This is a genomic window from Maridesulfovibrio sp. (assembly GCF_965230075.1).
Classification (GTDB): Bacteria; Desulfobacterota; Desulfovibrionia; order Desulfovibrionales; family Desulfovibrionaceae; genus Maridesulfovibrio.
The window spans coordinates 864,068-884,170 of record NZ_OZ245945.1 but is presented as its reverse complement, the minus strand read 5'-3'; the positions used below and the strand labels follow the sequence as shown (position 1 = coordinate 884,170).

General features: G+C 46.7%; 16 protein-coding genes and 1 tRNA gene. 8 read left to right on the top strand and 9 right to left on the bottom strand.

Translation table 11 applies throughout. The features are described from left to right. Positions 1-47 precede the first annotated feature (47 nt). The 3 genes from ACO05Z_RS03880 to ACO05Z_RS03870 all read right to left on the bottom strand — a co-directional run bounded on the left by ACO05Z_RS03880 (position 48) and on the right by ACO05Z_RS03870 (position 4,264). The gene (locus ACO05Z_RS03880; RefSeq protein WP_421900691.1) at positions 48-809 is read right to left on the bottom strand and encodes a hypothetical protein; all 762 of its coding nucleotides are present in this window, start codon (positions 807-809) and stop codon (positions 48-50) included. Between the two features lies 1 nt (position 810). After that, positions 811-1,746: a permease gene (locus ACO05Z_RS03875; protein ID WP_421900689.1), complete on the bottom strand. Its 936-nt coding sequence runs from the start codon at positions 1,744-1,746 to the stop codon at positions 811-813. A gap of 100 nt (positions 1,747-1,846) precedes the next feature. Further along, a complete protein-coding gene (locus tag ACO05Z_RS03870) occupies positions 1,847-4,264 on the bottom strand; it encodes a PAS domain S-box protein (RefSeq protein WP_421900687.1) in 2,418 nt (805 codons plus the stop codon). A gap of 195 nt (positions 4,265-4,459) precedes the next feature. Between ACO05Z_RS03870 and ACO05Z_RS03865 the strand changes: the two genes are divergently transcribed. The 7 genes from ACO05Z_RS03865 to ACO05Z_RS03835 all read left to right on the top strand — a co-directional run bounded on the left by ACO05Z_RS03865 (position 4,460) and on the right by ACO05Z_RS03835 (position 9,474). Continuing rightward, on the top strand, positions 4,460-5,041 hold the full coding sequence (locus tag ACO05Z_RS03865) for a TetR/AcrR family transcriptional regulator (RefSeq protein ID WP_421900685.1): 582 nt from the start codon (positions 4,460-4,462) through the stop codon (positions 5,039-5,041). 154 nt (positions 5,042-5,195) lie between these two features. Next, the gene (locus ACO05Z_RS03860) at positions 5,196-5,843 is read left to right on the top strand and encodes a nitroreductase family protein (protein WP_421900683.1); all 648 of its coding nucleotides are present in this window, start codon (positions 5,196-5,198) and stop codon (positions 5,841-5,843) included. Between the two features lie 24 nt (positions 5,844-5,867). Further along, positions 5,868-6,959, top strand: coding sequence for an NADH:flavin oxidoreductase (locus tag ACO05Z_RS03855; RefSeq protein ID WP_421900681.1), 1,092 nt, complete (start codon positions 5,868-5,870; stop codon positions 6,957-6,959). 67 nt (positions 6,960-7,026) lie between these two features. Next, on the top strand, positions 7,027-7,563 hold the full coding sequence (locus ACO05Z_RS03850; protein WP_421900679.1) for a nuclear transport factor 2 family protein: 537 nt from the start codon (positions 7,027-7,029) through the stop codon (positions 7,561-7,563). 65 nt (positions 7,564-7,628) lie between these two features. Next, positions 7,629-7,949, top strand: a complete 321-nt coding sequence (locus tag ACO05Z_RS03845; protein ID WP_421900677.1) for a putative quinol monooxygenase — start codon at positions 7,629-7,631, stop codon at positions 7,947-7,949. Positions 7,950-7,983: 34 nt separating this feature from the next. After that, positions 7,984-8,289 (top strand): putative quinol monooxygenase, encoded by a 306-nt coding sequence (locus ACO05Z_RS03840; protein WP_421900675.1) that lies wholly within the window; start codon positions 7,984-7,986, stop codon positions 8,287-8,289. A 165-nt stretch (positions 8,290-8,454) separates the two neighbouring features. Next, complete coding sequence (locus tag ACO05Z_RS03835) at positions 8,455-9,474, top strand: DUF2235 domain-containing protein (protein ID WP_421900673.1); 1,020 nt, start codon at positions 8,455-8,457, stop codon at positions 9,472-9,474. A gap of 114 nt (positions 9,475-9,588) precedes the next feature. Here the strand turns inward: ACO05Z_RS03835 and ACO05Z_RS03830 are convergent, their stop codons facing one another. The 4 genes from ACO05Z_RS03830 to ACO05Z_RS03815 all read right to left on the bottom strand — a co-directional run bounded on the left by ACO05Z_RS03830 (position 9,589) and on the right by ACO05Z_RS03815 (position 15,308). After that, complete coding sequence (locus ACO05Z_RS03830) at positions 9,589-11,121, bottom strand: SLC13 family permease (protein ID WP_421900671.1); 1,533 nt, start codon at positions 11,119-11,121, stop codon at positions 9,589-9,591. Positions 11,122-11,459: 338 nt separating this feature from the next. Further along, positions 11,460-12,824 carry a sigma-54-dependent transcriptional regulator gene (locus ACO05Z_RS03825; protein WP_421900669.1) on the bottom strand — a complete coding sequence of 455 codons (1,365 nt, stop codon included), beginning with the start codon at positions 12,822-12,824 and terminating at the stop codon, positions 11,460-11,462. Next, positions 12,817-14,598 (bottom strand): sensor histidine kinase, encoded by a 1,782-nt coding sequence (locus tag ACO05Z_RS03820; RefSeq protein WP_421900667.1) that lies wholly within the window; start codon positions 14,596-14,598, stop codon positions 12,817-12,819. The genes ACO05Z_RS03825 and ACO05Z_RS03820 overlap by 8 nt, the downstream gene beginning before the upstream one ends. A 299-nt stretch (positions 14,599-14,897) precedes the next feature. Continuing rightward, the gene (locus tag ACO05Z_RS03815) at positions 14,898-15,308 is read right to left on the bottom strand and encodes a DUF2000 domain-containing protein (RefSeq protein WP_421900665.1); all 411 of its coding nucleotides are present in this window, start codon (positions 15,306-15,308) and stop codon (positions 14,898-14,900) included. A 675-nt stretch (positions 15,309-15,983) separates the two neighbouring features. Here ACO05Z_RS03815 and ACO05Z_RS03810 point away from each other — a divergent pair. Then, entirely contained in the window at positions 15,984-17,594 is a 1,611-nt protein-coding gene (locus ACO05Z_RS03810; RefSeq protein WP_421900663.1) for an amidohydrolase, read from the top strand. A gap of 80 nt (positions 17,595-17,674) precedes the next feature. Here the strand turns inward: ACO05Z_RS03810 and ACO05Z_RS03805 are convergent. Next, positions 17,675-17,750 (bottom strand) — tRNA-Ala (locus ACO05Z_RS03805). A gap of 78 nt (positions 17,751-17,828) precedes the next feature. After that, entirely contained in the window at positions 17,829-20,093 is a 2,265-nt protein-coding gene (locus tag ACO05Z_RS03800; RefSeq protein ID WP_421900661.1) for an ATP-binding protein, read from the bottom strand. Positions 20,094-20,103: the final 10 nt, after the last annotated feature.

Sequence of the window (20,103 nt, the reverse complement as noted above, 5' to 3'; positions counted from 1 at the left end):
AACAACTCAAGGCAAATTCCTATTGATTCCGTTCTGAACCCTCCCCATTAATATTCAAAAGGACGCTCGGTTTTAACATCAAAAATAAATGGCATTCCCTCTACTGGAGACTCTTCAACTTCAATGGCCTGCAACGTAAAGGTGTCACTGCGGACAGCACTGAGCGCCCCTTTAATTGTGAGGTTCTTTTCAAGGGCCGGCACCTCACCGCCTAAAACTCCCAGAACCCGAACCCATGAACCAGCCTCATATTTTTTAGGTTCATCAACTTTAACCAGAGAGACTACAGCCGTTGAATCAGCAAAACAGCAGGTAATAAACAACCGTCCCACACCAATATATCCGCGCCGGTCAAGTTCTTCCGAATGCAATACCAGCCCCTGAATAGCATAAGCTTCTCCAGCAGACAGCTCGGACTCAATAACAAGCAGCTCCGCTACATTAATCTTTACGTACTCAACACCATCGTAGATTACTACGGGGTCAATTTCCGCTGCGAACTCCCCGGTCAACCCGCCTGACGGAGTCCAGCAATTATCTTCTCCAGCATATTCAAAAGAATGAACCGCAACTCCCGCAAGGCTCAAAAAAATAACAATACCGAGCAGTTCGCTAATTTTACTCTGACGCTCTTTATTAAGCATACAGGCAGCACCGATAACAGCTAATACTGCCCCGCTGAGACCGGTTAGCCACGAATATTTAGGATTCAAAAACTGCCAATAATAGGAAGTATTGGACAGTGCGAACATAAAAATACCAGCCCCGGTCAACAACAAGGACTCCAGCACACGAAATAACACAGCCATGCTACAGCCCTCCCAAAGTGATGATCAATCCCATGAGATAAACTGAAACAGTCGGAACCACCACAAGAGCTGATGCCACCCGTTTATTAAATACCGCAAAAAACATGGGAATAAGTTTCAAATCCACCATAGGGCCGATTGCCATGAAAGCCACTTTGGCCGCAGTAGGAAAGGAAACGAAAGACGCGGCAACAAAAGCATCCGCTTCGGAACAAATGGAGAGAAGGACGGCAAGAATCATCAATCCGGTAACAGCAAGCCATCCATTGGCGGAAAAAATATCCAGAATCTCAGGGGGAAGGAATGTTTTGAAACCTGCTGCGACAATTGCCCCAAAAACCAGAAAACGGCCCATGGACATGAACTCGGCGCCGGTATGAAAAAGCACAGCCTTGAATTTATTCTCGTCGCTCGCCCCACAACCGCATCCACATCCATGGCCATGATCATGCACCCCGTGCTTTTCTTCCAGTTCACCGAACCGCTTAAGATCTATGGGCTGGGGTTTGAGTACTTGACGCGGAGAAGCATCACCCAGGACAATTCCCAAAACCATGGCCGGAACAATTACCATGACAATCCTCAAAACAACGATGTTCACATCACCCTGAAAAGCAAAAAGAGTGGAACCTATGACCACTGGATTAACCACCGGAGCAGACATCATGTAAGGGATCGCGACCCTTGGTGGAACATTCTTCAACAACAGCCGTTTAGCTACCGGCACAATTCCGCACTCACAGGTAGGTAGCAGCATCCCGGCAAACAATCCTGCTGCAATCTGCCCCACAGGGCTGGAAGGCACAAACCGCAAAAGGGTTTCCTCAGAAACAAGGACCTCAATCACGGCACCGATGATTGACCCCAGAAGTAAAAAAGGAGCGGCCTCAATCACAATTGAGGTGGCGGCCATGGCAAAAATAGTAAGATCCTGCATTAATACTCCAATACTAAAAAAGACCCTCAACAAGCGAGAGTCCATTGAAAACTATCACTCCGGTACACTATCGGCTACGACACATTTTACGATCCACAAATCAAGAGGTAAGTATCTTTTGCAATTCTCGACCTAACTTATCAAGCTCCAAAGGTTTTTCAGCATATCCATTCATACCGGCCTTAAGAAAACGTTCCCTGTCCCCTGCCATGGCACAGGCTGTCAAAGCAATTACCGGTAAGTCTCCGGATGCTTTTCCTGATTGTCCGGACCTGATGGCTCGAGTGGCTTCCATTCCGTCAAGCACGGGCATGTGCACATCCATAAGTACAAAATCATAAGAACCTTCCTTAAGGGCCGCCACTGCCTCTTCGCCGTTACTGACAGCATGGACATACGCCCCGACTTTTTTCAGCAGCAATGTGGTTATTGTCTGCGAAACCTTATCATCCTCAGCAAGAAGTATCCTGACCTCTTTAAAGGAGAACGGTGCATGCTCCTGAAATTCGTAAGTTTTGGGGGAAGCAACCTTGAACGCAAGATTGAGATAAAATGTTGACCCGATATCCTCTACACTCTCAAAAGACATGCTGCCCCCCATCAACTCAGCAATGTGGCGCGAAATAACAAGCCCAAGTCCTGCCCCACCGGACTTCTGCAAACCCTCATGCCCCTGCACAAAAGAATTGAAAAGTTTATCCTGCTCTTCTGCAGGAATGCCGACTCCGCTATCAACCACGGAAAAAAGAAGCTGGCACATACCGTCATCCAATCTAAGGGAGTTTACCTCCAACGATACTTCCCCCTGCTTGGTGAATTTGATGGCATTACCGACAAGGTTGCTGAGAATCTGCTGCAATCGCTGGGAGTCCCCAACGACTCTTTCAGGGACCTGGGGGGCTATCTTCAAATCCAAAGAGATTCCTTTAGCCTTCGCACTAGGACTAAATAGGCTGATGACTTCGCTCAAAGCTCTCTCTAACTCAAACTCCTCATTATTGATCGGCAACTTGCCGGCTTCCACTCTGGATAAATCAAGAATATCGGATAAAAGACGATTAAGGCGCCGAGTGGATTGTATAGCTGTTTCAATGTGCAGGCCCAACTCTTCCTGCTCGTTGGACAATTCCATCAGCTGCAAAACCCCCATTATACCATTGATGGGAGTACGTATTTCATGACTCATATTTGCGAGAAAATCTGATTTTGCATGATTGGCCTTTTCAGCTTCACTCCGTGCTTCCTGCAAGTCCAATTCAGCCTGTTTACGCTCAGTTATATCAATCCCGACACTTATCACTCCGGGTCTATTCTCATCAATTCCAAAGAAAGGAGTCTTAACAAACTGATAAGCTTTCAGGGCTCCGGAATGATCTCTATCACTTAGCTCAAAAGTTCTGCTCTCGCCGGCCTCCAAGGTCAACTCGTCCTGATGATTGAATAGCTCCGCCAATCGGGGAGGATAAATATCGCTATTTCTGCGCCCAAGAATCTTTTCCATGGGCAGCCCGGCGGCCTTTGCATAAGCAGGATTACAACTGATAAAAAAACCATCAGTGTTTTTCACTGCAATGGAAATGGGGATAGCCTTCAGCAGATCATCGAGATAACGCTTTTCATTATTGAGGATCTTCTCATACCTTTTTCGCTCAGTGATATCAGTTAACGAACCAACAATAGCTACAGTCCTGCCGTTTTTCACCACCGGGACCTCACGGACCTCAACCATGATCACTGTGCCGTTTTTACCCTTTATCTCGAATTCGTAAGGAGGCTGCCGCTCTCCTGTGGCAATTGCTTTTTCGGTCAACAACAACGCACGCTCATTTATTGGATTGTCAGTTGCAAATTCGGTCCATTTGGCTTTTGTTTCTTCCGGGCTGCATTCAAAAAAATGCTCTGATTGTGAACTTACATAAGTAAATTCATGATCGGTATTATGTGAGTAAAAAAGGTTGGTGGAATTTTCCACAAGATGCTTTAGGTGTTGCTCCTGCTTTTCCAATTCCTGCGCAAGTTCCTTGCTTTTTCGTTCAGCCAGAACCTGTGCAGTAATATCCCTGATCATGGCAATGACATGGGGAGTTCCCCCCAAATCCACAATACTGGCTGAAAGGGAACCGTACGCGATGTCACCGTTCTTTGTGACGAATTCAGCTTTCTGATCTTTTACATATCCTTTGGTTCGCAACCCCTCGAGCATAATTTCCCGGTCAGATTCATCCTTCCATAACTTCAACTCCAGAACCGACCTGCCGAGCACTTCTTCCGGTTCATATCCTGACAACTTGGTGAAATTCTTGTTTACATCAACATAGACCCCACCCGGAAGGGTCGTAATACTTACACTGTTCGTGCTTGTATCAAAAGCCAAGCGGAATTTTTCTTCATTGGCGGATAGCGCTATCTCTGCACTCCTACGCTCATTAACTTCTTTTTTAAGACGGAAAATCAGATAAACGGCAGCAAGGAAAAAAAGAAAAGTGAAGGCCGCTAAAAAGTAAAAATAAGTCATCATCAACCTACTGTATGCCCATAACAATTTTCGACATGAGCGTTGATTTTGCAGCAAAATCCCTAGAACAATTTATTATCGATAACACCCTAACACAGTTAGCGATCCTTTCAAAGCCGGGGGAGCTGCTAGGGGTAATTTCACTTTTTTACACCGCTGATACTTGACCGATCATTCCAAAATGTTTATTTATAATTCATGGCAAGAACAAAAGAATTTGATCCGGACAAGCTGCTTATTCAAGCTCTCGACCTATTTTGGGAGCAAGGATATGAGCACACCTCAGTACAGGACCTTGTGGACCACCTCGGCATAGGGCGAGGGAGCATGTACAATACCTTTGGGGATAAGCGCTCATTATTTCTTACAGCATTGGACCATTACCTGAAATACGGCGGGGCTCTTCTCAGATCCGTATTGGAGTCCGAGCCTGCGGCCAAAGCCATGGGAAAGTTGTTCAAAGAATTTATCAATGAAATCATGAGCGATGAACGCCATCGGGGATGCTTTGTGGTCAACCAGATGACCGAGCTGGCTCCGCGAGACCCGGAAGTAGCTGCCCTGCTCAAGAAGAACCAGCAGGAAGTTATAGAAATGTTCCGGCAGACAATCAGCAGTGCTCAGGAGCAAGGTGCAATTCACCCTGCAAAAGACCCGCTGGCACTGGCAGAATTCTTTTATAACACCCTCATAGGCATGCGGGTAGCGGCAAGAAACAATCCCGACCGGGACTCCCTCGAACGGATAGTGACTACCGCACTTTCCACACTGAACGACTAAGATTGCGCCCCTAAAACAATTAGTTATTTTATTGGTAAGTAGGGTATAGAGCTGAAATCTGCAGCACAGGGCTGCACTTATTTTTTAATCTTTTTTGGAACGATCGTTCCAATTATTGCTGCCGATAATCTGAAAGGCAAACAAGGAGAAGAACATGAAATATGATGACTTTTTGGAGCTGGTAAAAAGCAGACGGACCATCAGAAAATTCAAGTCCGACGCCATTCCCCCCGAAGACTTGGACAAAATAATGGAAACCGTACGTTGGGCGCCCTCAGGCTTTAATTCCCAGCCATGGGAAATTCTGGTCGTGCAGGCCCCGGAAACCAAGGATGTAATCACACAACACCTTCAGGGCAAAGACGATGTGGACTCAATTTCCCGCGTAGGTTTTGCCAAGGCCCCGGTATATCTATTCCTTTTAGGAGACAACCGGGTCAGGCCCTGGGCTCCCTCTGTGGTGCGCGATGACGAGGAATTATGGCGCTACATCATGGAAGCAACCCTCGCCCCGGCCTACCAGCATATGCATTTGGCTGCCACAAGTCTCGGCATCGGCACCATGTGGATCACGGCTTCACGCATGCCCGACATCGAGCGAAAAATCAGGAAGACCCTGAACATCCCGGACCACCTTGTCCTGTTCGAAATGATGGCCATCGGGTATCCTGATCACACTCCTCCGACCAAAAAAGTACGCCCGCTGGATGAGTTCGTCCATTACGATACATGTAGTGAGAATAAATTACGCTCAGAAAAGGATATCAAAACATTTTTCGGTAAGCCTAACCCGTCTAAATAACACAGTACGTTGAAGGAAAACACCATGAGTATTATGTTTGAAAAATCACGCTTAAATAAGTTGGAACTGCAGAACAGGTTCGTCCGCTCGGCCACAGCCGAAGGAGCAGTCCTGCCGGGTAGCGAAGTCTCCGAACATCACATCAAGACTTTTGCCGCACTGGCCGAAGGCGGCGTCGGGCTGATCATTGCTGGATCAGTGGCAGTTTCACCCGAAGGCGGTGCGCCGCATGTCACCGGCATCTACGATGATGCTCAGATTGCTGGCCATCGCCGTGCCACTGACGCTGTCCACGAAGCGGGTGGGAAAATCGCCATACAATTATTCCACAACGGAAAAATGACCAGCAAAGCCTTGACCGGCCATACCGTGCTGGCTGTTTCCAAAGATGACACCATGGATGATGACGTCAAGGAAATGGATGCTGCAGACTTTAAGCGCATCGGCGAGGCATTTGTTAAAGCCGCTGTCCGATCCAAGGAGGCGGGATACGACGCAGTACAATTCCACATTGCCCACGGCTATTTCCTTCATCAAGTGCTGTCCCCCAAAGACAATCGCCGCACCGACCAATATGGCGGAACTCTCGAAAAACGCATTAACTTTATCAGCGAAACAATTGCCGCGACCCGGCAGGCTGTCGGACCGGACTATCCTCTACTGATAAAAATCAACAGCGAGGATTTTATTGAAGACGGCGTCACCCTTGCGGACTCCTTGGAAGCGACAAAACAGTTTGTTGCAGCAGGCATTGATGCAGTGGAAGTATCCGGCGGATTAGGCGGAGATATTGCCCGTGTCGGCATCAATAAGGCCGATAAGGAAGCATACCACAGAAAGCAGGCGGCATACTACAAAGAGCAACTGACTGTCCCCGTGATCATTGTGGGCGGCGTCCGTTCACCTGAAGTGGCCGAGTCCGTTCTTAAAGATGAAGTGGCCGATTACATATCACTTTCCCGCCCGCTGATAGCTGAACCGGATCTGATCAACCGCTGGAAATCCGGCGACAGGAAAAAGGCCTTTTGCAAATCCTGCAACAGCTGTTTCAAGCCGCTGACGACTGGAGAGGCCGTGCACTGTGCGGTGAAGCGCGCTCAGAAAAATAGGACGTAGCGGGAACTGTCTTGTCTTTTATTTGTCTTTTTTTGTAACGATCATTCCAAATAAAAAGGAGAAAACAATGGATTCCAAAAAATTAGAACTCGTATGGGACCGTCAGGAAATTGAACAGCTTATGTTCCGCCACGCCCGTTCTCTCGACCGCATGGACGGTGAACTGATGAAGTCCTGCTATTGGGAGGATGGTGTTGAGGAACATCAGGACCCGATTTTCCCAGACCTGTTCCAGTGGAACGACAAGGCTTGGCCCTTCGTACCTATTGCCATGGAAGGATTTTCCAACATCAAGGTGACCATGCACCGCATCAGCAACGTCCTCATTGAAGTAGACGGCGACAAAGCCACTGCCGAGACCTACGTCTGGGCCTACCACGTCCATGAAGAAGACGGGGTGGACAAGGAAGGTATCCTCGGCGGGCGCCACAGCTTCAAGCTCGAAAAGCGTAACGACGAGTGGCGGATCATGCACCGCACCACCATTTTCGACTGGAACCAGAATCAGGATGCCACAGCTGTCTGGAGCGACAAGTTTGCCGACAAATATCGCGGAAAGCGCGACAAGTCTGACGACAGCTACAACTACTTAAGTGGCAAGTAAGCACTTCACGTCATGGGAGCAATGAGGCGGGCGTAACGCTCGCCTCACAACACAGGAGAATTATTATGCCTAAGCATCTGGTCTTTTATGTAGAATTCAACGTGAAGCCCGAATGCATTGAAAAATTTCTCAAGGGAGCAACCGTCGTCATTGAAGCAATGTCCAAGGAGGACTCTTTCGTGACCGCCTACCTGCACAGAGACGCCAATGACACAAATAAGTTCACTTTGTATGAGCGCTGGACCGAAGCTTCCATGGACGATTTCATGAGAAATCAGTTGCAGGGGAAAAGTTATCGGGATGAATACGAAGAATACCTCCCCGATCTGCTGACCAGTCCGAGAACCTTTGCGGTCCTCGACCCCATCGGGGAATGGCAGAGCTGAATCTAAATAAAATCAAAACTAAAAGGAGCTTCGAATGTCCACCATCACCGTTACCGGAGCAATACAAGCCAAAAAAGAACATGCGGATGCATTTCGCTCCGCATTCATAAAATACACAAAGCAATGCGCCAACGAACCGGGCGTCATCACCTTCAATCTCCACGAAGCTAATGACGCTCCGGGACATTTCATCGTGTACGAACGCTGGGCGAGCGTGGAAATGTTTGAAAAGCACATGCAAGGCAAACTGCTTGCCGACTTTATTGCCGCTAACGACGATTTCATCGAACACTCGGAAGATCCGCGATTCCTCACCCCGCTGGCAGAGGCTATGGAATAATCATAGCGCCGATGAATATACCGCCTCTATTTAAAAAGGACTCACGATTTAAATCGTGAGTCCTTTTTAAAGTTCTATAGACATCAAGACATACTTAATTTGACATTAGCAACCTCATTATTCATAAACTAACAAACATTACGTTTCCCATAAGAGGAGGTTACTATGAAAAAAATAGTTATTCTTTGTGACGGCACCTGGAATTCCGCCGATGCGAAGCACACAACCAATGTGGTTAAGGTGCGCGACGCCCTGAGTGATAGGAACGGCACGGCGGTTCAAAAATATATTTATGATGAGGGTGTCGGAGCCTCCGGCAACTGGCTCAGACGGTGCTTTGAAGGCGCAACAGGAACCGGATTATCCAAGAATATCTGTGATGTATACGCCGGACTCATGGACGAGTTCAATAAAGGGGACCAGATATATCTGTTTGGATTCAGCCGCGGTGCGTACACTGTCCGCAGTCTGGCCGGAATGATTCGTAATTGTGGAATACTGAAAAGAACATCAAGCCCGGAAGAGAATAGCAGATTAATAAAAAAAGCTTTCAAGCTGTATCGCTCGTTAGATGAAGCTGATCGCCCCAGTGGAGAAAATGCTAAGGCTTTTCGCGCTCGATATTCAGTGGAGGATGTTTCACCAATCCACTTTATCGGTGTATGGGACACAGTCGGCGCACTGGGCAACCCCTTATGGAGTAACAGTCCCTTGAGCCGGAGGAATAAATTTCATGATACCGGGCTAAGCTCCATAGTATCAAACGCATATCATGCTTTATCAATTGATGAAAAAAGATTGAATTTTAAAGCATGCCTGTGGGAACAACCCATCTCTGCTAAAAATGCAGGAAAACAGGTTCTTGAACAGGTCTGGTTCGCCGGAGTTCATGCAGACATTGGTGGAGGATACGAGGACACAACCTATTCGGACATCCCCCTTAAATGGATGATGGATAAAGCCGCAGCCTGCGGCCTTGCTTTCAAAACTCCTGCACCGGCAACGCGGTCTATCATCAACAAGGATCACCACCACTCATGGAATACGTTCTATAAAATGATCCCCCCGCACATTCGGCCTATCCATATAGGTATGACAACCAACGACACCATACACCAGACGGCCAAAGATAAGTACAAGCTCGACCAATACAGACCGCAAAACCTATCGGCACCTCTAGGGTGAACAAGGGAACCCAAAAAAAGGACTTACGATCTTCACCGTGAGTCCTTAAAATTTGCTGTCAAAGCAGGGGGAGAGGGAATCCCCCGGCTTTGACAAAACAAGAGAATCGACCTGTTATTTTGGCATGACAGCCCAGGCAGGGAGCTCCATCAGGTCGATTCCCCAGAGTATGGGTAGGAGGTATACTACCATCACCGTAATAAAGATGGCACCGGTGAAATCCAGCACAGAACCGGCCCGGGCCATCTGTCCGAGACTGATACATCCAGAACTGTAGACAACGGCATTGGGTGGAGTTGCTACCGGCAGGATAAATGCGCAGGAAGAAGCAACGCAGGCACTGATGATCGTGGTAAATGGATGTACCCCCATTGCCACAGCCGCAGAGGCCATGATCGGAATAAGCAGTGTCGCGGTTGCGGTATTTGAGGTTGTTTCAGTCAGTATAATTGTCAGGCAGACCACCGCTGCAACGAACAGTACTATGTTTACACCTTCAAGGAGCATCAACTGACCTGCAATATGAGCGGCAAGTCCGGTTTTGGCAAAACCATTGGCTATGGCAAGCCCGCCGCCAAAGAGAAGTATTACATCCCATGGAATTTTAACTGCTGTTTTCCAATCCAGCAGGAACTCGCCCTTCTTAAGGTCGGATGGGATTATGAATAAAAGAAGTGATCCCAGAATGCCGATAGTGGCATCATGCACATAATCAAAATGAGGCCACAGTTCACTGATAAAATCAGCACGCTTCAGAAAACCACGGGACAACCAGAAGGTAGCCATAGTCAGCCCGACCATCATTATATGCTTTTCTTCCTTTTTCATGGGCCCCAGTTTCTCGAGTTCCTCGTCAAGAATATCAGCCCCGGCACCAAGGGAAAGATCCTTTACCGGAAAAAGAACCCAGATAAGGAGAAGCCAGCAGGTAATCAACATAACGGCTGAAAATGGTACCCCAAACAGCATCCACTGCCCAAAGCCGATCTGAACGCCGAACATTTTCTCCACCATACCAACCATGACCGTGTTTGGAGGGGAGCCGATAATGGTTGCCATTCCGCCTATGGATGCAGAGTAGGCAATTCCCAACATAAGACACTTCCCGAAATTGTATTCCGGACCGGTACTGGGGCAAGCTTTCAGATCAGATGAATCGAATCCGAGAGACTGCTTGATTACAGCCAGACCGATGGGAACCATCATCATGGTTGTAGCGGTGTTTGAAACCCACATGGAAAGAACGGCAGTGGCCAGCATAAAACCTAATACCATCTTTGCGGGACTGACTCCGACCATTTTAATGGTATAAACGGCCACCCTGCGATGGAGGTTCCATTTCTCCATGGTCACTGCCAGAAAAAATCCGGCCATAAAAAGATAAATCAAATGGTTAGCATACGGCAGGGTGGCCGCAGAGGAAGGCATAATTCCCATAAGAGGAAAAAGAATAATAGGCAGAAGAGAAGTTGCCGGTATCGGGATAGCTTCAGTAACCCACCAGATTGCCATAAGAATGGTTATAGCTGCCACTTTCCATGCCGCAGGAGGCATATCTCCCGGCGGAGGTATAAACAACATCGCCAGAAAAATTGCCGGGCCAACAATGTAACCAAACACTTTTGACTTACCGAACTCTTCAGCCATACAGAACCTCAACTGTTTTATTACGGGTGCCGCAACCCGGATTATATCCGGACACCCGTTTTAATGATTACTGCACCTCTTTTGTCCTGTGTACACCTCACTATTTGAATGGATATGAGCAATGGACATGCCACCAGCTGCCATCATAAGAAGCTGTTAAATAACAACTTTTAAGGTGACCTCAGAATTAATCGGCAAAAAACCGCCGATCAACCGTTTTTTATCGGCAAGATTTCGCTCAAAACCTATGCGAATAAAAAAACCGGACAGGTTAAGACCTGTCCGGTTTTCATAAGCTTTGGCCGTAAGCGCTTAAGCGCTTTGTGAAACAAATTTATTTAATTGCTATCAGATGATTTAGGGCGTTTAAGATTGAATTTGGACATCTTTTCATTGAGTGTCCTGCGGGGGATCATGAGTTCGGCCAGTACATCTTTAATGTTCCCTTTATTCCGGCGCAGAGATTCTTTTATCAACTTCCTCTCAAACAGGTTCACCTGATCTTTTAAAGGGATAGCGGAAGAGCCTCTACTGGCCCTGCTGCTGGACAATATTTTAGAAATTCTCTCTCTAGGCGGCAAGGATGACAAAACATACCTTTCAGCAATATTCTTAAGCTCACGCACGTTTCCCGGCCAGCTGTACCCCATCAGGTCCGCAAGGCTTTCCGTAGGCAAAGGCTCAGCTGTTTTTTCCCATGTTTCTGCTGCCCGTTCCATAAAGTATGAAAAGAGAATTGGAATATCATCTCTACGTTCACTTAACGGCGGAGCAATCAGCTCTACTGTGTTCAGGCGAAATAGAAGGTCCTCGCGCAATCTTCCGTTTCTGACGGCCTCAACAGGAGGTTCATTCATAGCTGAAACCAGCCTGAAATCAACCGCCCTGCTTTTGTTGCTACCCAAGGGGGTGACTTCTTTACACTCCAGAGCCCGCAACAACTTGCCTTGGATATCGAGGGGCATACTGTTCAGTTCATCAAGAAAAAGAGTCCCGCCGCTAGCCGCTTCCAATTTACCGACCCTAGCCCCCTTAGCATTTGTAAAAGCTCCTGATTTATGTCCGAACAGTTCACTCTCAGCCATGGTCAAAGGGATGGCCGCACAGTTCAAAGCAATATACGGCCCGCTTGAAAGTCCACTCATCTCGTGGATTGCCCGGGCAATAACCTCTTTCCCGGTTCCGGTAGGTCCGTAAATCAAAACATTCGCGGGGGTGGTGGCAATATTGGCAATTTCACGTTTTAGCTCACACATCACCTCGCTCTTCCCGATGAGCTTGGACTCAAGCCCTATAGCCTGCTGCATTTCCCGGCGAAGTTCACGGTTCTCCAGCACCAACCTTCTCTTTTCAAGAGCTCTTTTGATGATTCCAAGCATTCTATCCGGATCAAAAGGCTTTTCCACGAAATCGTATGCCCCGTCACGAATCGCTTTAACAGCCATTGCAATGTCACCATGCCCGGTAAATAGAACAACAGGAATTCCGGCATCTATAGCGAACAGTTTTTTCTGCAACTCAAGCCCGTCAATACCGGGCATTTTCACATCACAGATAACAACCCCTGCGAAATCTGAAGAAATTTGCTCCAAAGCAGTTGAAGCTGCTGAATAAGAAACAACAGAGAAACCCGAGAGTTTTAACCACTGACTAGCCGACTCCCGAACGGACTCTTCATCATCAATAATAATCACATCAATCATTAGAATCCTCCGGGGTCCGTTTCAACGGCAGCTCCAAGAAAAACACCCCACCGCCTTCAGGACGATTTTCCGACCACATTCTCCCCCCCATCTCCCTAATTGCCTTATAAGATATAGAGAGACCAAGGCCGACACCTTCTTCCTTGGTTGTTACAAACGGCTCAAAAACCTTTTCTTCCACCTCCGGAGCAATACCCGGTCCATTATCAGTAACGCTGATGACCACTGTTTCATTTTCATGGACGACATCAACTTTCAAAAACTTTTCATCCTGATCTTTCATGGCATCAAGGGCGTTGCGGAAAAGATTGATTAATACCTGCTCGAAACGTCCCCTGTCTCCCAAAACAGATAGGTCAGGACTGGAATAGTCAGCTTTGAATTTGCAAAACTCATGCTCGAACTGATGCTTCATCAGGCTCAACGTTTCATCAACTGCGGCCCTGATCTCAAAAACACCCTCAGAGTCGCTTGACTTACGGGCATATGCCTTAAGCTGTCCGGTAACTTTGGCCATTCGGTCACTTATGCCCAGAACATTCAGCAGCGTGGAATCAAGCTCAGCTATATCATTACGCTCAAACATCAACCTGCAACTGGCAATATACATTTTGAGTGCCGCAATAGGCTGATTAAGTTCGTGGGCAACGGCAGTAGCCATTTCACCCAAAGCAGCAAGCTTACCGGCTTCTATCAATTCTTTTTGGGCCTCACGAAGGTCTTTCTCGGTTCGCTCCCTCTCTTCAATCTCCTGTGCCAGCTGCATATTCATCAATCTGATTTTATATGCTTCTTCTGCCTGACGCAGAGATAACTCCTTAAGCCTTTTTTCTCTGAAAAACATCCTGACCACGAGAGTTGCCCCGACAAAGGCAAAGAGAACCAGAACGGCAAACCCTCCCCTTTCCAGCACAGGTTTTGCCCCGACAAGGTAACTGATACTCCAGCTCATGCCTTTGATTTCACGAGATGATTTCAGAAAAAAAGAACCATTGATCTGAACAAGCCCCAAGTAGTCTGCCAAAACAGTATGCCAATCCAGAGGACGAAGACTTGGTTCAGGAAACTGCCCCCCTTCCTGAATCTGCTGCAAAGTTTCGGGGGCAAGCGGTGTAAGAGTCCGGTAGCGCCACTCAGGACGACTGGAAAGAATAATTATGTCGTCAGCATTGGTTACGAAGAGGTTCTCGCCACCCTCCATCCAGACTTCCTGTAGACGTGACAGGTCAATTTTCGCCACTGAAACACCTTTGGTCACCCCATCCTGCACAATGGGGCACGAGATATAATATCCCGGTTGCTCAGCCGCAAAACCTACGCCGTAAAATTTCTTTCCTTTGCCTTTGATCGAAGACTTGAAATATGGACGAAATGAAAGATCCAAACCAACATAGCTATTTTTCTGGTCCCAGTTGCTGGAACAAAGAGCCACACCTTTTGAATCAAGAATGTAGACAGCTGTGGCCCCAGCCTTTGTGCAGACCTCTTTTAAGAAGTGATTAACCTGTTCCTCTGAACCGTCGCCTGAAAAAAGCTCTTTAACCTCAGTACTCCCGGCAACCAGAAATGGAAGATAATTATATTTATCGAGTTGCAGGCGAAGTACATTCTCATAAAGATTGAGTCGTTCATCAGCCAAATGCTGTATAGCCTGACGGTTGTAGTAAACAGTCAGAGCCGCCCCGCTGAAGAGGATAAAAATAATGACGGCAAGCATAAAGAGATAGTTAGCCTGCCGACTTCCCCCCTGAAACCCCAGACCATGCTTAGCCACCAAAACACCTCTCTAAGAACAATTAATGATTACAGAGAAAGATTCAGCCATAAGACAGAGATTTGAAACAGAATATAACTCCCAACTACACAAAGTATAACTGTCCGACAAGAAGGAGCAGCGAGAATAATGCCTGTGGTGAGGTGCAATGGCATTTGGGGATAAGCTTTTAACACGCCAAGATATACGGAACAAAAAAGGACTCACGGTTTTCATCGTAAGTCCTTAAAAAATATCTGATGGAGTTGAGGAGAATATTCAAGTACAAAAGATTTGACTAGAAACAATCACCCTCAAAATTATCTTAAAAGAGGAAGAGATCCTGTAAGTTTTTTCACACAGGAATCCTCGCCCAAAAGACCAATTCCCACAAACTCCAATTCATCTGTTTCACGTACGGCCATTTGCTGCATATAATGATCATAGTGTCTGGATTTCTGGGCGGTTGAAGTAAAGTCTACCAAATAAAGATCTTCAACGGATGAAGCTTTCTCGTACAGATCGGCAATACCTTCTGCATCTGAAGCTAAAATAGGGATAGGTAATTGAGTTATCCCCTGATGAGTTCTGCCGGAGGCATCTTCAACATCAGGTCCCAATACATCTTCACCAACCTGACCTATACTAGTAGCCAAAACAGCAGCAGTATTTACCTGCAATCCTACAGGTAAATTCTTATCTAAAACAATCACATATTTTTTATCAGACACAAAAACCTCCTTGATCTATTAATCGTGAAGATTAGTCTATGCTTCCTGATTTCTCTTGCAAAATATTGCTCTTCGGACCTTAGGCGGGCTATCCCACAAAGAAACAAAAAAGAACTCACGATTTTCATCGTAAGTCCTTAAGAAATATTTTTTTTGGGGGCTGAGGAGAATTGAACTCATGGCCTCTTGAATGCCATTCTGAGGGACAGCTCTCCATGGGTTAAAATACTTTGATTAATCTTTTCTCTTGAGAACATATTCTGAGGATTATCTGGGATTTACGACTGTGGAGTCTGGCCCTGGTTCATACATCGCGACAAATGCCTCCTTTTTTACTCCTATGCGTACCACCTATACTATTGGCTTCTATCTTCAAAATCGTTTCTGACAAAGCCTTTATCAATTCAGCATAAATGTCCAAATCCACCAATATGGTTTTAAATTTTCTGATTTCATAGGAAGCACGATCTCTCTGGATTATATTTCAGCAGAAAAAATAAAATTATAATTACTGCGTAATGTTTGTGTTAAAACATGCATTATAATCTTTTTATCATAGTTCTGTTATGATATTATTCGTAGGATAAATAAATACCCCATATCATTTAAGCATGTGTTTTAGGCTATTAAAACAAGGGGCTGACTCTGGAAAAATCTAAACTCTGTGAGGTTTACATGGACGATCAAACTGTATCTAAACTTTTCGTCAATGGCCGGATTTATCAAGACGCGGTTCGTCGGGTACGCAACCTTCTTGTGGAAGATGACCATGTTGCTGCCGTGGATGTGGATCCCTCAAATCATACGGATGCGGAAGTCGTAGATTTAGACGGTAACACCCTCTATCCCGGCTTTTGCGACAGTCATGTCCATTTGGTTGAATCTGCTCTCATGTTCAGTGGTGTAGACCTGCGCGGTGATAATAACGTAGAATCGATTGTCCAAGCAGTGAAAACGGCCATCTCCGAACATCCCGATGAGGATCCTTTTTTTGGCGGAGGATTTTCCTTGGACGACTATGACTCATGGTCCCTGAATGATCTTAAAAAGCTCGACGATGTTACCGGGACCCGAATCGTTCTTTTAGGCGACGACCTCGGCCATAATCTTATTGTAAATTCTGCCGCCATGAAAAAAGCGGAACTCTCTAAACACTTGGATGATGTGCCTGCAGGGGGGAAGGTCGTTCTCCAGGAGGGGAAACCCACAGGTATGTTGCGCGAAGAGGCCATGACTCTGGCCGGAATTCCCCTTCTTCCCCTTTTTACAGATGCGTCGATTCAACCGGGTACACAAAAATTCATGAATTTATGGGCCCAAATGGGTTATACGGGAATCGTAGATCTTATGGGGGCGCCCATCGGCCGCATTCTGCATGCTGAAATGTGCCGGGAAATGGAACGTAAGGGCCTTCTGCCCCTTCGCGTCAACTATAACTACACCTTCTTCGGCCTTGAAGATCTTGACGGCGGTCTTAACGAAATGGGCAAAGACACGGATTTAGTGAGATTTGTTGGAAACAAGCTTTTTGTTGACGGGGCCTATGCCGGAGGAGAAGCATGGACAACCTGGGAGAATAAACAGGGTAACCATGGTTTGCATACGGTCACGGCTGGCGATTCCATGGGCAAAAACCAGAACATTTATCGCATAGTCGACCGGCTGGAGGAAGTCGGCCTCAATTGCCATTACCATATTCAGGGAGACGAGGCCCTGAACGTGACTTTGGATGCGCTGGAAGCCGCGGCGGCCAGGAAGGGCGGACTTCGCTGTTTGCACACGCTGATTCATCTGGCCTTTCCCCGCCCTGACCAAATGCAACGCATCAACAAGCTCAATAACAAGGTCGTCTCTACGGTCCAGCCGGGATTCTGGAAGGCCGAGGAAGGACTTGACAGGTATTATGGCGAGGCAAACGACGCGTCCTACCCTATCAAAGAACTGATGGAGGCCGGCATAAGCACGGGCATGAGCACCGACTTCGGAGTCTCTCCTCTGGAATTGAGTGCTCCCACAGAAATTATGAGCATATCCATGCTGGGCGGAGGATCGGCGCGTACACCGCTGACCATGCAGGACGTCATCAGAGGGCTAACACAGGGAAGCGCCGCGACAACTGGACACAACGATGTAGGAGCACTTTATCCGGGCATGAAGGCTGACATGGTGCGCTTTGAACGAGATCTATACGATGCAAATCCGGATAAGCTCGCAACGGATCCTCCGAAGGTTCTGGAGACGTGGATAAGTGGAAAAAAAGTTGTAATACCTGCTAGTCACAAATAAACGAAGACTATAGGCTCAACCTCGAGAACAGGTAATAAAAAAGGACTTACGATTTTCATCGTAAGTCCTTAAGAAATATCTGGTGGAGCTGAGGAGAATTGAACTCCTGGCCTCTTGAATGCCATTCAAGCGCTCTCCCAACTGAGCTACAGCCCCACTCGTGTTGGGTGAAGAAGTGTTTATAGAATACAGCCACGGCTGTCAACACTCTTTCCATAATTTAGCACAAAAACATCAGGATATACCCGCACCGCCTACATTTTCTGGTCCTTCAATAGGAATGCTGATCACAAAACGGGTCCATTTTCCCGGTTCGGAAACAACTTCCATGGAGCCGCGATGCTGCTTAACTATAATAAAATATGACACCGACAATCCAAGTCCAGTCCCTTTTCCGGGTCCTTTTGTGGAAAAAAAAGGTTCAAAAACTTTCTTGCGCACTTCCTCGGACAACCCCGGACCATTGTCCTCTATCTCGGCCACACTCATATTCTCTCTGGAGTAGGTCCTAATAATCAGTCGCGGCACATCATCTACATACTCTTTATCAGACATGGCATGAGCTGCATTCTTGAGCAGGTTGAAAAACACCTGCTGCATCTGATTGCTGTAACAAAGGACATTACAGTTGGAGTCAGCATAATCTTTTACAATGTCTATCTTTTTGAAATCATAATTTTTCTTGAGATCGTAATCATTGCTGACCAGTTTAATGGTGTTGTCCATTAAATCCGTAATCTTATTACTGACCAATGATTTCTCATTGCGACGACTGAAGCTGAGCATATCTCTAACAATATCTGCCGCCCGCTTACCTGATTCATAGATGGATTCCACCATGTTATCACAATCTCGAGCTTGGACATAGCTGACTATGCTATCGAATGAAGTGCCACTTTCTTCAGCAACCTTCACGTTGATGGGACTATCCTTGAGCAACCTGTTACGCAAATTCTGACAGGACCCGACAATAGCGGCCAATGGGTTATTAATCTCATGGGCCATTCCAGCGGCAAGACCGCCAAGAGACATCATCTTTTCGTTCTGGATAATAAATTCCTCAGCTCTTTTCTGGCTGGTCATATCCCTGAATTCAAGAACCTGAACCAAACGTCCCTTATACGGTATGTTTCTGGATTCAAGACGTGCCGGATACTCAATACCATCCTTGCGTATGGCTTTGGCTTCGTAAGAATTCTCAACTTCATTGCGGATATTGTTCTGCACAGCGCTACGAGAAGTCTCAGATATCAATTGCAATATATCCATCCCCACAAGCTTATCTACATCAAAGCCGGAGATTTCAGCCAATCCCTGATTACAATCCAGAATCCTCCCCTGCTCGTGGATGGCAATCCCGCCGAATGAAGCATTATGCAAGGCCCGAAAACGTTCCTCACTAAGCAAAAGAGCTTCTTCAGAATTTTTCCTGATCTGCACTTCGTTCTCCAGTTCCTCAAGCATACGTTGCAGCTTGCGGGTCATGGAATCAAAAGCCAACGACAACTCTTTAATTTCCTTAAAGCCACTGACAGACACTCCGGGATAAAAACCTTCCTCCCTGATATTATGTGCTGCCTCGGTCAAAAGTTTAACCGGATTCGCAATCCTCCTTACATTCCGCATAGTAGCAAGGAAGACTAGAGCAGCGGTTAAAAGAGTTGCGAACAGAGCTATACCTGCAGAACTGATTGCAGGCACCAAAGCCGTTTCAACTTCCCGCTCAGCCACGACCTTGTATGTGAGCTCGCCAAGATTTAAATCAGCACTGGCTCCGATGACCCACTTTTCATCTAAACTTTTCCTTATCCTGTCCCCGTTAATTAAGGATAAACGCCTTTTCGCAAGCACAAACGAAGGATTGGGATGAGCCAGGACATATCCATCCTCAGCCACGAGAAACACGCTTTCACCGTCATGATAATTCTGTTCCACAACATCCTTCCAGACCACATCAAGCCTGAACTCAGCAAGAAGAACAATCTCCAACCGATCTGTCGCCCTGTCTTTAAGCGGTACGCCGACCAACATCAACGACTCTCCGGATTTAGAATAACCATGTACAGGTCCGTAGTTAACCTGCCCGGTTTTAACTATCCTCTTAAACAATTCCGAATCAGTAGAATCCAACGGTTCTGAACCGTCATAAACCATATTCGATGAAACTCTTGTTTTTACCAGCCCTCGCTCATCAAGTATAATTATGGAATAAATGGAGGACTTTCGAGCAATCATCTCCTGCGCAACATTACGCATTTCCTTATCTGAAAGTGCTGCAAAATTCCGGTACTGATTCAAGCTGTAAAGTTTATCTTCCAGCACCGAAAAGTGCTTCCGTAGATTATGGGCAACATGCTTGGCCATTGCCTGCTCCTGCCGTAACGAGGCATCAATCTGAACACTGGCAATCCAAACGGTCAGCATAATGCCCAGCACTACCAACGGGACAAGTGCCAGCACCATGTAAGAACGAAAAAGTATTGAATAGAGAGATCGCATTGTAGCCCTA

Bases quoted from the DNA above. Each gene is read 5' to 3' on its own strand.
- ACO05Z_RS03880 (WP_421900691.1), bottom strand. From the start codon at position 809: ATGGCTGTGTTATTTCGTGTGCTGGAGTCCTTGTTGTTGACCGGGGCT.
- ACO05Z_RS03875 (WP_421900689.1), bottom strand. From the start codon at position 1,746: ATGCAGGATCTTACTATTTTTGCCATGGCCGCCACCTCAATTGTGATT.
- ACO05Z_RS03870 (WP_421900687.1), bottom strand. From the start codon at position 4,264: ATGATGACTTATTTTTACTTTTTAGCGGCCTTCACTTTTCTTTTTTTC.
- ACO05Z_RS03865 (WP_421900685.1), top strand. From the start codon at position 4,460: ATGGCAAGAACAAAAGAATTTGATCCGGACAAGCTGCTTATTCAAGCT.
- ACO05Z_RS03860 (WP_421900683.1), top strand. From the start codon at position 5,196: ATGAAATATGATGACTTTTTGGAGCTGGTAAAAAGCAGACGGACCATC.
- ACO05Z_RS03855 (WP_421900681.1), top strand. From the start codon at position 5,868: ATGAGTATTATGTTTGAAAAATCACGCTTAAATAAGTTGGAACTGCAG.
- ACO05Z_RS03850 (WP_421900679.1), top strand. From the start codon at position 7,027: ATGGATTCCAAAAAATTAGAACTCGTATGGGACCGTCAGGAAATTGAA.
- ACO05Z_RS03845 (WP_421900677.1), top strand. From the start codon at position 7,629: ATGCCTAAGCATCTGGTCTTTTATGTAGAATTCAACGTGAAGCCCGAA.
- ACO05Z_RS03840 (WP_421900675.1), top strand. From the start codon at position 7,984: ATGTCCACCATCACCGTTACCGGAGCAATACAAGCCAAAAAAGAACAT.
- ACO05Z_RS03835 (WP_421900673.1), top strand. From the start codon at position 8,455: ATGAAAAAAATAGTTATTCTTTGTGACGGCACCTGGAATTCCGCCGAT.
- ACO05Z_RS03830 (WP_421900671.1), bottom strand. From the start codon at position 11,121: ATGGCTGAAGAGTTCGGTAAGTCAAAAGTGTTTGGTTACATTGTTGGC.
- ACO05Z_RS03825 (WP_421900669.1), bottom strand. From the start codon at position 12,824: ATGATTGATGTGATTATTATTGATGATGAAGAGTCCGTTCGGGAGTCG.
- ACO05Z_RS03810 (WP_421900663.1), top strand. From the start codon at position 15,984: ATGGACGATCAAACTGTATCTAAACTTTTCGTCAATGGCCGGATTTAT.
- ACO05Z_RS03800 (WP_421900661.1), bottom strand. From the start codon at position 20,093: ATGCGATCTCTCTATTCAATACTTTTTCGTTCTTACATGGTGCTGGCA.